The following is a 12644-nucleotide window of genomic DNA, read 5'->3' as shown; positions in this document are numbered from 1 at the left end:
GGAAAACGTCATACTGGCTGCAAGCGTGGGAAGCAATGCGTTTTGCGCAAACCGGTCCGCCCTCCCCCGCACCTGGACAACCATGGAAAACGCTCCCAAAGGCGTACGGGCCGACGCCCGGCCGCCGCGCATCCTCATCGTCGACGACGAGACGATCAACGTCGAAACCCTGGCCTGGATGCTGCGGGAAGCCGGGTTCACGCCGCTACGCGCCTCGTCCGGGCCGGCCGGACGGCGCATCGCCGCCGACGAGCAGCCCGAACTCATCATCCTCGACATCATGATGCCCGGCGAATCCGGTTTTGAAACCTGCGCCAAGCTCACCGCCGACCCGGCCACCACCGACATCCCCATCATCTTCATCTCCGGCCTCGACGACGTGGAAAACAAGGTCCGAGGGCTCAAGCTCGGGGCCGTGGACTACATCACCAAGCCGTTTGCCCGGGAGGAAGTCCTGGCCCGGGTCAAGATCCACATCCGCCTGCGCCAGGGCCTGCGCGCGCTTCTGGCCGAACAGGCGGCCAAACTGGCCCAGATCCGCGACGCCCAGCAGGCCATCCTCGTGTGCCCGGACGACATCCCCGAAGCCCGCTTCGCCGTGCGCTACCTGCCGGCCCTGGAAGCCGGCGGCGACTTCTACGACGTCTTCCCCTGGAGCGAGACGGTCATGGTCTATTTCGTGGCCGACATCTCGGGCCACGACCTGGGCGCGTCCTTTGTCACCTCTTCGCTCAAGGCCCTGGTGCGCCAAAACGCCAACCCGCTCTACACGCCCGTCGAAACGCTTAAAAACATGAACAGCGTGCTGACGACGTTTTTGCGCGACGGGATGCACCTGACCGCCAGCCTGATCTTTTTAAACCGCGCCCGCTCCCGCCTGACCCTGGTCAGCGCCGGCCATCCCGCCGCCATCAAGGTCGGCGCGGACGGCACGGTCGAAACCCTGGCCTGCGAAGGCGACGTGCTGGGCGTTTTTGAATCCATCCAGTGCGGCCAGATCGAGTGCGCGGTCTCCCCCGGCGACCGGCTCTACCTCTACACCGACGGCCTCATCGAACGCTTTGGCCCAACCGCCCGGGGCCGGGAGCAGGGCTTTGCCGCCCTGCTGGACGCCTGCCAGGCCCAGGCCGCCACGCCCCTGGCCGAAGCCGTGGAAGCCATCAGCGCCGCGTTGCAGCCCCAAGCCGGCCCGGTCCAGGACGACGTGGTCCTCATGGGCATCGAGGTCTGACGGCCATGTTCGAGGCGCATTCTTCCCCTGACAGCCGCTGCCTGCGCTTTTCCGCCACCCTGGCCATGCTCGACCGGGCCGTGGACGAAGCCGTGGCCTTCCTGGCCTCCCGGCAGGCCCAGGGCAGCCTTTTCGACGTCAAGCTGCTGTTGCGCGAGGCCCTTTTAAACGCCGTGCTCCACGGCAGCCGGGGCGACCCCCTGCGCCAGGTGACCCTGACCCTGGGCTGCGCCGAAGGCCGGCTCACCGCCGTGGTCGCTGATCAGGGGCCGGGCTTTGACTGGCGCGCCGCAGCCGAGGCTCCGCCCCCGCCCGACGCCGAAAGCGGCCGGGGACTGACCATCATGACCCTTTACGCCGACGACGTGCGCTATAACGCCGCCGGCAACCAGGTGACCCTCGTCAAGGCCGTGCCGGGCCTGACGGGTCCCGCATCCGCCCCGGAACGTCCCGGGGACGACACCGACCGGAGCCCTGCCATGTATGACATCCGCACCATAGACGGCCGCACCATCCTCACCCCGGCCGGCGACATCGTGGCCTCGGCCGCCGACGGGCTGCGAAACGCCGTCAAGGACCTGATGCCGACCCTCGACGGCCCCTTTGCCATGGATCTCTCCAAGGTGGAGCTCATCGATTCCGTGGGCATCGGCCTACTCATCGCCGTCCACAACTCCCTGTCCAAGAAGGGCGGCCGGCTGGCCCTGGACCACGTCAGCCCGGATCTGGCGGCGCTACTTCGCACCATGCGCCTGGACAAGCATTTCTCCATCCAACCGGCCTGATCGCCAAGGAACCGCCATGGACCAGCTGGACGACGAGATCCTGGTCATGTTCATTGAGGACTCCCGGGAGCATCTCGGGAACATCGAGACGGCGCTCATGGACATGGAGCGCCACGGGGCCGACATCGACGAGGAGCTGGTCAACACGGTGTTCCGGGCCGCCCATTCCATCAAGGGCGGGGCCGGGTTTTTAAACCTGGCCAACATCCGGGAGCTGGCCCACCGCCTGGAAAACCTCCTGCACATGATCCGCGGCCGCGAACTGACCCCGGACACCCGGATCATCAACCAGCTCCTGACCGGCTTCGACCGTCTGCTGGCCCTGGTGGAGCGCGGCCCCCAAAGCGACGCCGAGGACATCGGCGAACTGCTGGCCGCCCTGTCCGGGGTGGCCGAGGAGCACTTCACCACCGAGCAACGCGCCCAGGCGGCGGCCAAGGCCGTCATCGCCCTGCCCGGCGGCGCGGGCGCCTTCACGGCCGACGAACTGAGCCTGCGCCAGGCGGTCAGCGGCGGCAAAAACCTCTATCTCGTGGAGTACGACCTCATCCACGATGTCCAGGCCCGGGGCAAAACGCCGCTTGACGTCATCACCACCATGGAGTCGAGCGGGCTTATCGTCGATTGCCGCATGGAACTTTCCGCCGTGGGCGACCTCGACGCGCCGCCGGTCAACCGCATCCCCTTTTACGTGCTCTACGCCAGCATCGTCGAACCCGACATCGTGGGCTACCTGTTCGCCCTGGACGTCAGCCGCATCCACCCCGTGGACCTCGACGCCCTGCTGCCGCCGGCCGCCGCCGCCCCGGACGCCCCCGCCCTGACCCAGCCCCGGGAATTTGGCCCCTGGCTGCTGACCGACGCCCAGCAGGCCGCCGAGGTGCGACTGGCCCCGGGCCAGCTCCCGGAGGCCGCCGCCGCCCGGGAGGCCTTGCTTGCCGCCCTGGCCACCGGGCGCGACACGCTGCTCGTGTGGCCCCAGGCCCCGGCCTGCGATCTGGCCCTGCTGCAAGTCCTCATCGCCGCCGTGCGCGGTTTCGCCGCCCGGGGCCAGGCCCTGGCCCATGGCGACGCCCCGCCTCCGGCCCTGGCCGAAGCCGTCCGCCGGGCCGGCCTTGGCCCCAAGGATCTGGCCGACGCCGGACTGCCCGGCGAGCTGTTCGCCGCGTCGTTTCAGTAACGACTACACGCCCGGCATGTTCGCCCATGACGCCGGCATGGCCGTATAACACGCGCTTGACTGCCTTCGCCGCCCCGGGCGCGCAGGAAACAAGGCAGGCCCAACGGAGGAACGGATGGCTTTCGACGCCGAGACCCGCGCCCTGTTTCAAGAAGAAGTGGCCGAAAACCTCGCCGAACTCGACGGGGCGCTGCTGGAACTGGAAAAAAATCCCCGCGACCACGATCTGGTCGACCGGATATTTCGGGCCGTGCATACCCTCAAAGGGGCCTGCGACATGTTCGGCCTGGTCCAGGTGGTGGCCCTGGCCCATGACCTGGAATCGCTTTTCGACCATGTCCGGGGCGGCTGGCGGCGGGTGAGCAAGGAACTCCTCGACGCCGCCTTTGCCGCCAAGGACCGCTTCGCCGCCATGCTGGCCGAAGGGGCCGACCCCGAGGCCGAAGCCGACCCGGACCTGGCCGAACGCCTCAAGGAGCTTCTTCGCACCACGGACATGCCCGACGAGGAACCGGCCGGGCCGGCCACGGCAGCTGCCGACAACGGCCAGGACGACGCCGAACTGGCCGCTGTCCTGGCCGGCATTCTGCCGGAAGCCCCCCAGGCCCCCCATGTCTGGGACATCGTCTTCGCCCCCTCCGACCCCGGCCATCTTTCCCGCAGCGACCCCCTGGCCCTGCTCGACGAGCTGCGAAGCCTTGGGCAGGCGGAGGCACGCTGCGATGTCTGCGCCGTCCCGGACCTGGAAGCCCTCGACCCGGCCGACTGCCGGATGCGGTTCTTCCTGCGCCTGACCACCGGGCCTGACGCCAACGCCAACGCCAACGCCCTGCGCGACGTATTCCTGTTCCTGGACAACCCCGGCGACGTGACCATCACCCCGGCCGAGGGCGACGCCCCCATGGATTTGCCGGTTCCGGCCGCGCCTCGCCCCTCGGCCCAGGCCCCGCAGCCGGCCGCATCGCCCCAGCCCGCCGCGGCCGTGGCTGCCGCGCCGCCGGCCCCGGCCGCGCCCCAGGCGGCTTCGGCCCCGAAATCCGAGACCGCTGCCGCGCCGCAAACCGCGCCCAGCGCCGAGGCCAAGGCCACGCCCCAGACGGCCAAGAAAGAAGCCATGCAGAGCCTGCGGGTGGACGCCGGCAAGCTCGACGATCTGGTCAATCTCGTCGGCGAACTGGTCATCGCCCAGGCCCGGCTCACCCAGCTGGCCGGGAGCCTGGGCCAGCCGGCGCTGACCAGCGTGGCCGAGGAGATCGAACGGCTGTCCAACGAGCTGCGCGACAATACGCTGGGCATCCGCATGTTGCCCATCGGCACGACGTTTAGCCGGTTCCGGCGGCTGGTGCGCGACCTGTCCTCGGAGATGCGCAAATCCATCGAACTGGTCACCGAGGGCGGCGAGACGGAGTTGGACAAGACCGTCATCGAGCAGCTCAACGATCCGCTGGTGCATCTGCTGCGCAACAGCATCGACCACGGCATCGAATCCCCCGAGGACCGGCTGGCCGCCGGCAAGCCCGAGGCCGGAACCATCATCCTGTCGGCCGAACACGCCGGCGGCGAAGTGGTGCTGACCATCATCGACGACGGCAAGGGGATGCAGGCCGAACGCATCCGGGCCAAGGCCGTGGAAAAGGGGCTTATTCCCCCGGACGCGCGCCTAACCGACGGCGAATGCTTCAACCTGATTTTCCTGCCGGGCTTTTCCACGGCGGACAAGGTCACCAGCATCTCGGGCCGGGGCGTGGGCATGGACGTGGTCAAACGCTCCATGGACGCGCTGCGCGGCAAGATCGACGTGCAAAGCGAACCGGGCAAGGGCACGCGCATCACCATCCGGTTGCCGCTGACCCTGGCCATCATCGACGGGCTGCAGATCAAGGCCGGCCAGGACCAGTACATCATTCCGCTGTCCCTGGTGGAAGAATGCGTGGAACTCTCGCGCGACGGCGGCGACGGGACCGGGCGCGGCCGCACCATCCAGCTGCGCGGCGAAATCGTGCCCTATATCCGGCTGCGCGAGGCTTTTGAAATGGAAGGCCTGCCCCCGGCCATCGAGCAGGTGGTGGTGACGCGCTTCGAGGGCGAGCGGGCCGGCATAGCCGTGGACCAAGTACTTGGCCAGCAGCAAACGGTCATCAAGAGCCTTGGCAACTACATCGGCTCGGTGTCCGGCATCTCCGGCGCGACGATCAACGGCGACGGCACCATGTCGCTGATTCTCGACGTGCCGTCGCTTGTGGCTTCCGTGAAGCGGGCGCCAGCCTGAGGCCGTTTCGCAGCCGGGCCGCCGGCACGTTGCGGCGCGCTGCGCCGCCGGACCGGGAACCATCGCTCCCGACGTCCCCCAAGGGCGCGAGGAGGACGCCAAAGGCGCGCGCCGCATTGACCACGCGCCCCCGGGCCGCTACACTCGGCCAAATTGACAGGATGAGGACCAACGCCACATGCAACAAGATCCGTATGCCCTCTTCGCCGACTTCGTGGCCCGCAAAAAACTCAAGATGACGCCCCAACGGCGGCAGATTCTCGACGTTTTTCTGGCCGAGGAAGGGCACCTCACCTCCGAGGAACTCTACCAGAAGGTCAAGGCCGACTATCCCGGCATCGGCCAGGCCACGGTCTACCGCACGCTCAAGCTCCTGGCCGACTCCGGCTTGGCCAAGGGCGTGGAGTTCGGCGACGGGGCCATGCGCTACGAGATCCTCTACGGCCAGACCCACCACGACCACCTCATCTGCGAGGCCTGCGGCGTCAACGTCGAAGTGGTGGACCCGGCCATTGAACAGCTTCAGGAAGAAGTGGCCCGCCGCCACGGCTTCACCCTGACCGCCCACAAGCTCTACCTCTACGGCCTGTGCCCGGAGTGCCGCAAAAAACGGGCCTAGCCCGGATTCTCGCCAAACGAAAACAGCGCGGCGGCCCTGCCTGGGGCCGCCGTTTTTTTGCGTCGCCAAGGCGCGGCCGCTCAGACCTCTTCCGGCGCGTCGTCGTTCTCGTCCGCGTCGTCGTCCCCGGCCAGGGCCGGACCGTCGCCAAGCTCGGCCAGCCCGGCCGCAGTCAACCCCTCGGCCCAGCCCCCGGGACGGCCGGCGCATTCGGCAAAAACCCGGCTGGGGCAGCAGGCGCAGCGTTCGGGGTCAAGCCGGGCCACGATGCCGCCGATGGCCGATTCCTTGTCGCGAAAGACATTTTCCGCCCCGATGCGGGCCAGGCAGCCCCCGCGCGTCAAGAGTTCCATGACCTCGCCCTTGAGCGAACAAAAAAAGATCTCCCGGCCCGAGAGCTTCATGGCCCCGGCCTCGTGGAACAGCATGTGGCAGCCGCCGGCGTCGATGAAGTTGATGCCCGAGCCGATGATGAGGATGTGGCACTGCTCGGGGCTTTTCTCCACAATGCGATGCAGTTCCTCGGCGATGTGGTTGACGGCCCCGAAAAAGATGGAGCCGTCCAGGCGCAGGATCTTGAGCTGCGGGCATTCGGCCAGCTTCTTGCGGCGCACATTGACCAGGGCCCGGCGGGGCGAGGCAGGGTCCGGGGCCAGGGTGATGAAGTGGGGATGGCTGGTGCGGCGCAGATAGAGCAGAAGCGACAGCATGACCCCGGCGTAAATGGCGAATTCCAATCCGACGAACAGCGTGGACAAAAACGTGGCCGCCAGCACCCCGGCCTCGGACCGGTCGGTGTGCAGGATGTGGCGGATGGCCTTGACGTTGACCAGCCCGGCCGCCACCAGCACGATGACCCCGGCCATGGCCGCGATGGGCAGATACGCCGTGGCCGGCGCGACCAGGAGCACGACCAGGGCCAGGAGCACGGCCGAAAACACGGCGGCCAGCGGCGTTTTCCCCCCGGCGTCGTAGTTGACGCCCGTGCGGGTGAACGACCCCGACGAGGCGTAGCCCGAAAAAAAACCACCGGCGATATTGGCCAGCCCCTGACCGATGAACTCCTGGCTGTTGTCGATATGCTGCTGCGAACGCACGGCCACGGCCCGGGCGATGGACACGGCCTCGGCCAGCCCGAGCATGGCCACGGCCAAAGCGCCCGGGAACAGCACCCGGAAGGTGTCGAGGTCGATTTCCGGCAGGGACAGCGGCGGCAGGCTGGCCGGCAGCGCGCCCACCAGCTTGGCTCCATGCCCGGCCCCGTCCAAAACATGGCACAGGAGGCTGCCGGCGATAAGTGACAGGAGCAGGGCCGGGCAGCGCGGCCACAGCCGCCGCAGCACCAGGGCAACGAGCAGCGTGGTTCCGGCAATCAGGGCCACGTGGCCGTTGACGGCCGGCAGTTGGCGGAAAAAGGCCAGCCAGGTTTCGAGAAAGGAGCCGCCGCGCGGCAGGGTGACGCCGAAAAAATGCCCCAGCTGGCTGGTGGCGATGAGGATGGCCGCGCCGGCGGTAAAGCCCGTGACCACCGAATGGGACACAAAATTGACCACCCCGCCCAGGCGGGCCAGACCCAGGCCGAACTGGACCAGGCCGGCCAGGACGGTCAGCGCCAGCACGAGCCGGATGTAGTCCGGCGAGCCGGGCGGAGCGAGCTGGCTGACGTTGGCGAAAACGACCAGGGAAATGGCCGTGGTGGGGCCGGAGATGAGGTGCCAGGACGAGCCGAAAAGCGCGGCCACGATGACCGGGACCATGGCGGCGTAGAGGCCGTACTGGGGCGGCAGCCCGGCGATGGCGGCAAAGGCCACGCCCTGGGGCAACACGATGACCGCGCCGGTCAGCCCGGCCCACAGATCGGCCGAAAGCGTGCGCCGGCCCACCCGGGGCCACCAGGAAAGAAAGGGAAAAAGGCGCGGCATAAGCCGCAGCAGCGGCTCGAAGCGCGACGGTCGGCGGGGCAGTTCGCAGTGTTCCACAGGGCTTCTCCGGGAGAGGCGTATGGTAGCGACCATACCCGGGAAGCGGTAGGGGTCAAGGCTTGGAGCGCGTTTTGCCCTCCCTGCCGTCGGACGCGATAACGGCCAAACACCACGCCCCGGCCACCCCGGCAAGCGCCCCCAAGTCCGGCGGCACGATGTACTCGGCCATCCGGGCCGTCAGCCGCTCGTCGGGCAGATAGCCGCCCAAGGTCGCCACGAACCGCTCCCGGACCTTGGCGAAAAAGCCTTCCTCGCCGAGCCGGCCGCCCTTGGGCACGCTGCCGCCGAGGATGACGCGGCGCGGCGACAAGGCGTAGGTGACGGTCGCCAAGGCCTCGGCCACGTAGGCCGCCTCATGCTCCCAGGCCGGATGGTCGGCGGGCAGGTCCTCGGCCGCCGTCCCTGTCCGGGCCGCCATGGCCGGACCGCTGCAAAGCCCCTCCCAGCAGTCGCCGTGGAACGGACAGACCCCGGGAAACGCGTCCCCGGCCAGCCGCCGCAAGCCCATGTGGCCCATTTCCGGGTGGGTCAGCCCATGGAGCAACCGGCCGCCGGCCATGCCGCCCACGCCGATACCCGTGCCGATGGTGACGTAGAGGAAATCGTCCAGCCCCCTGGCCGCGCCCCATTCCCGCTCGCCCAGGGCCGCGCCGTTGACGTCGGTGTCGAACCCGACGGGCCGGCCCGGGAAAGCCCGGCCGAGCGCGCCCACAAGATCAAAGCCGCTCCAGCCCGGTTTGGGCGTGGTCATGACCCGGCCGTAATCGGGCAGGGCCTTGTCCAGGCAGACCGGGCCGAAGGAGGCCACGCCCAGGGCGGCAAGCGGCGCGCCGCCCTGGGCCTCGCGGGCCTTGAGCCAGCCAGCCACGGCGGCCAGGGTCGCGACGGGATCGTCGCCCGTGGGAAAAACGGCCCGGTTCTCCGGCCGCCGGATATCGTCAAGGCCAGTCCCGACGGCGCAGACAAACTTCGTCCCCCCGGCCTCGACGGCTCCCCAAAAAGCCTTCTCGCGCATGACTCGAAAATCCCTTGCCCTCTGTCGAATTCAATTTCCTTATACCAGGGCACATCGACCGACAAGGGCGGCACTACAAGGCCTGCAAGCCCGAGGCCCGAAGCCATTGGTTTTTCCCCTTGCCTTGGCTATCGTGACGTCCCGGCCCCATGGCCGCCAAGCGGCAAAGCGCCGCGACCTCCCGGAGAAGCCCTATGCTGACCATGGCCTGCGTCGGATCGACCAATTTCCTCGGCTGTCTGCCCAAGGACGCCTTTGCCGTCGTGGCTGTCGCGCAAAATGCCCTCAAGTGCCGCACCTGGGAAGGCATCCGGGCCGTATGCGGCCGGTCGCCCGACATCGTGGCCTACTTCGACTACAGCGCGCCGCCTCCCCTGCCCGGAGTGGAGCATTTCCCCTGCCTCACCGTCTTTGGCTGCGTGGACAGCCACATCCACCATTGGTATCCGACCTATGCCCAGGCTTTTGACCTGTGCACGGTGAGCCTGCGCGACCATCTGCCGGCCTTTCAGGAAAATCTGTCCCCGGACCGGGCCATCTGGCTGCCGCCCGCGGCCGAGGCCATGGTCGCCGAGGCCATGCCCCGGGAGGAAGACAAGGACATCGACCTGTTGTTCGTGGGCAAAGTCGATGCCGATCTGACCCCTGGCCGGGCGGCCCTGCTTGGGCAGCTCGCCGCCCTGTTCCCGGGCCTCGTCGTCACCCGGGGAAACTGGCGGGAACTGTTCCCCCGGGCGCGCCTCGTGCTCAATATCGCCGAACACGGCGACCTCAATTTCCGGGTCTTCGAGGCGCTCTCGGTCGGCTCCTGCCTGCTTACGCCCGAGGTCGGGCACGGCCTGACCGAGCTGTTTAACCCGGGCGAGCACCTTTTCACCTATCCCCCGGGCGACCTGGACAGGCTGGCCGCCCTGGTCCGGGAACTGCTGCCCGACCCGGCCAGGCGCGAGCGCGTGGCCCGGCAAGGCCTGGAAGCCCTGCGCGCCCGCCACGGCCCGGCGGCCCGGGCCGAGCGGTTCGCCGGCTTTGTCACGGCCCAGCCGGCCGAGGCCCTGGTCCGCCGACGGCTGGAGGCATCCCGGGAACTCCCCGCCTCCCTGCGGCTGCTCTATCTCCACTGGGCCGAAGCCCTGCCCGGCGACCCGCGCGCCGCGCTCTATCTGGAAGCGGCCAAGGGCCGCCTGCCCGCCGGGAGCCACGGCCTATAGCCGGGCGTGAAGCGGGGCCGGCGGCCAAACTGGCATCCCCCGCCCCTGTCTTGCCCGCGCCCCTTGCCACGACGAGTAAAGCGCCTTACAGTTACGTCACCTTTCTCCATGGACGGAGCCGGTCCCCGAAGCACGGGGCCGCGAGGGCAGGCACGCTCGTGTCCCCGTCGCGTGGCGTTTTTGCGCCCGGAGTCCGCCCATGGCCGCCATTGCCGCCGCATCGCCCATAGGGGCCTACCAGCGCGAGGCGTCTCGTTTGACGCCGGCCGCGCCGCGCGTGCCCGGCAAGGTCATCAGCCGCGAGGCCGGACTGTCGTTTGGCCCCTTTTCCCTGCGCTACTCGGCCACGGACTACGAATTCGACCTCTCGGGCGCCTCTCCCCAGGCCAGCAGCTTCGCCGACGCCCTGGACGCCGCCGCGGCCAGCGCGCTTTTGGCCGAAACGCCGGCCCTGGGCCAAACGCCCCCGCCCAACGCCTACACCCGCCGTCAAGCCCTGGCCGGTTACGCCACAGCCGCCGCCGTCACGCCCCAGACCGCCTCCGGCCCGACCATGCTGTCGCTGCGGGTCTGACATCACCCTGCCGACACGCCCCGTCACGAGAATTCCCGGCCTGCCCTGCGTCCACGCTGCCGCCTCGGGCGCGCCGGAGCAGGGCGTGGTCGTCACCCCGCCTGGGGTAGTCCCCAACGCCTCAACTTCGGCACAATGCCGCCCACGCGGCGGCAATACTGCCGGTACTGCTCGCCGAAACGCGACAACAACCAGACTTCTTCATGGGGAATGCACAACCAGTAGAACACCCCCGCCACCACCGGCGTCAAAAGGGCCAAAAGCGTGCCCTGCATGAGCGCCAGCCCGGGCACGATGCACCAGATCCAGGCGGCGTAAAGCGGATGGCGCACCACGGCGAAAATGCCGCGCGTGGCGAGTTGTCCGGCGTCGATGGCCTTGTACACCGAAAACGTGCCCAGAGCGTACACCACAAAGCCCAGGGCGAGAAGCACCCCGCCCACGGCCAGAGCCAGGCGTTCGGGGATCAGGCGGTCGCAAAAAGATTCGATCAGGATGGCGTCGTAAACGATGGCAAGCAAACCGTAGCAGATAGTGGCGCGGTAGAGCATGGTTCCCATTCCCCAACGATTCATGGCCTCACCTCCGGGGGGTCATGATTTGCTTGCACCGAAATTCTCATCGCCTGTCAAGGGGGTCTTGACAGCCCCGGGCTTCCTCGGCCACCAAATAAACAGCCGTGACCATCCAAGTCGTACGCCTGCTCGCCGCCGCGCCCCTGCCCATGACCGTGGCCGTCGCCCTGGGGCTTTTTTCCGCCTTGTGGCTGGGGCTTTTCTGCACGGCCTCCATCAGGGCCGCCCTGGCCATGGCCGGCGCTTCAGCCGGCGGAGCCGTGCTTTCGGTCTGCGACGCCCTGTCCCGCCTGGCCGAGGCCCGTCGGGTGCGCCACATCCTGGCCCGGCGTGGATTTGATCCCCGGGTTTTCGACGCCATGGCTCGCTCGCGCTGCCAGCGCGACGCCGCCCTGCACGCCGCACGCCAGGCCGGCTGCATCGACAAGGCCAAAGCCCACTACCGCTCCCGTGGCTTTGCCTGGTACCATCTGCTGCCCCAGGGGACCACCAACGCCCCCTGGCGGCTGCTCGCCCCCCGGTTTCTCAAGGGAAGCTTCCTGGCCTTTCGCCGCCTGCGCCGGCCGCATCCCTGAGCGGCCCCGGCCTCGGCCCGCCGTTTTTTCACCGAGATCGCCCCGCGCCCGGCTCCGGCCAAATACTGCGTCTTCAAACCCGTCAATCGCTTCGCCGCAAGCGAGACGCCCGAGACCGTCACCTTCTTCGCCCGGGGGGAGGTGCTGACCGGCCTGGCCAATCTGGCCGCCTTTGTTACCGACAATTTCGAGGTCACGGCCGCGCCCTTCGGCGCTGGCTGCAGCTTCATGACCACCTGGCCGCTGCACTACCTGACCAAGGGCCGGCCCCGGGCCGTGCTCGGCTGCGGCGACCCCTCAGCGCGGAAATTCCTGAAGCCCGACGAAATGACCTTCACCGTGCCCATGCCGCTCTACGAACAACTCCTTACCCGCTAGCCCGAAGCGTTCCTGGCCACCAAGACCTGGGCCGGCGTCCAGAAAAAAAACGCCCGCAGCCGCGAGGTTTGGAAGAAAAAGGGATAAGGAGAACAGGGCGTTAGGCATCCGGGGGCCTGGGCCTCCGGACGCCCGAATGGAGGAAAGGTTTAAAGGAGAGGCTAGGGGATGATTGACGGACCGGTAGGAAGGTTAGGAGTCTTTCCTGGTTTTCCGTGGGGGAACCGCCTGGCCCCTGGCCCTTGAGCAGCCT

11 protein-coding genes and 1 pseudogene are annotated in these 12644 nt (G+C 68.4%); 9 read left to right on the top strand and 3 right to left on the bottom strand.

Annotation, left to right across the window (positions count from 1 at the left end; genetic code table 11):
- The first annotated feature begins 82 nt into the window (after positions 1-82).
- The 5 genes from C3Y92_RS01665 to C3Y92_RS01645 all read left to right on the top strand — a co-directional run bounded on the left by C3Y92_RS01665 (position 83) and on the right by C3Y92_RS01645 (position 6084).
- Entirely contained in the window at positions 83-1231 is a 1149-nt protein-coding gene (locus C3Y92_RS01665) for a PP2C family protein-serine/threonine phosphatase (RefSeq protein ID WP_129348884.1), read from the top strand.
- Between the two features lie 5 nt (positions 1232-1236).
- Positions 1237-2016 carry an ATP-binding protein gene (locus C3Y92_RS01660; protein ID WP_129348882.1) on the top strand — a complete coding sequence of 260 codons (780 nt, stop codon included), beginning with the start codon at positions 1237-1239 and terminating at the stop codon, positions 2014-2016.
- A 16-nt stretch (positions 2017-2032) separates the two neighbouring features.
- Entirely contained in the window at positions 2033-3196 is a 1164-nt protein-coding gene (locus C3Y92_RS01655; protein ID WP_129348880.1) for an Hpt domain-containing protein, read from the top strand.
- A 115-nt stretch (positions 3197-3311) separates the two neighbouring features.
- On the top strand, positions 3312-5465 hold the full coding sequence (locus C3Y92_RS01650) for a chemotaxis protein CheA (RefSeq protein ID WP_129348878.1): 2154 nt from the start codon (positions 3312-3314) through the stop codon (positions 5463-5465).
- Positions 5466-5643: 178 nt separating this feature from the next.
- The gene (locus C3Y92_RS01645) at positions 5644-6084 is read left to right on the top strand and encodes a Fur family transcriptional regulator (RefSeq protein WP_129348876.1); all 441 of its coding nucleotides are present in this window, start codon (positions 5644-5646) and stop codon (positions 6082-6084) included.
- An 80-nt stretch (positions 6085-6164) separates the two neighbouring features.
- Here C3Y92_RS01645 and C3Y92_RS01640 read toward each other — a convergent pair whose 3' ends face one another.
- Positions 6165-8099, bottom strand: a complete 1935-nt coding sequence (locus C3Y92_RS01640) for a SulP family inorganic anion transporter (protein WP_129348874.1) — start codon at positions 8097-8099, stop codon at positions 6165-6167.
- A 19-nt stretch (positions 8100-8118) separates the two neighbouring features.
- A complete protein-coding gene (locus C3Y92_RS01635; RefSeq protein ID WP_129348872.1) occupies positions 8119-9081 on the bottom strand; it encodes an ROK family protein in 963 nt (320 codons plus the stop codon).
- Between the two features lie 194 nt (positions 9082-9275).
- On the opposite strand from C3Y92_RS01635, the gene C3Y92_RS01630 reads away from it, so the two are divergent.
- Both C3Y92_RS01630 and C3Y92_RS01625 read left to right on the top strand, forming a co-directional pair.
- The gene (locus C3Y92_RS01630; RefSeq protein ID WP_129348870.1) at positions 9276-10289 is read left to right on the top strand and encodes a glycosyltransferase; all 1014 of its coding nucleotides are present in this window, start codon (positions 9276-9278) and stop codon (positions 10287-10289) included.
- Positions 10290-10488: 199 nt separating this feature from the next.
- Positions 10489-10863 carry a hypothetical protein gene (locus tag C3Y92_RS01625; protein ID WP_129348868.1) on the top strand — a complete coding sequence of 125 codons (375 nt, stop codon included), beginning with the start codon at positions 10489-10491 and terminating at the stop codon, positions 10861-10863.
- Positions 10864-10955: 92 nt separating this feature from the next.
- On the opposite strand, the gene C3Y92_RS01620 is transcribed toward C3Y92_RS01625, so the two are convergent.
- The gene (locus C3Y92_RS01620; protein ID WP_129348866.1) at positions 10956-11438 is read right to left on the bottom strand and encodes a methyltransferase family protein; all 483 of its coding nucleotides are present in this window, start codon (positions 11436-11438) and stop codon (positions 10956-10958) included.
- Positions 11439-11542: 104 nt separating this feature from the next.
- On the opposite strand from C3Y92_RS01620, the gene C3Y92_RS21340 reads away from it, so the two are divergent.
- Positions 11543-12013 carry a hypothetical protein gene (locus C3Y92_RS21340; RefSeq protein ID WP_165352034.1) on the top strand — a complete coding sequence of 157 codons (471 nt, stop codon included), beginning with the start codon at positions 11543-11545 and terminating at the stop codon, positions 12011-12013.
- 18 nt (positions 12014-12031) lie between these two features.
- Positions 12032-12391, top strand: a pseudogene (locus C3Y92_RS01615) (DUF169 domain-containing protein); the annotation flags it as partial.
- Positions 12392-12644 lie beyond the last annotated feature (253 nt).

Source organism: Solidesulfovibrio carbinolicus, assembly GCF_004135975.1.
Lineage (GTDB): Bacteria > Desulfobacterota > Desulfovibrionia > Desulfovibrionales > Desulfovibrionaceae > Solidesulfovibrio > Solidesulfovibrio carbinolicus.
The sequence above is the reverse complement of the archived record's forward strand: the minus strand, read 5'-3'. Positions and strand labels throughout refer to the sequence as shown.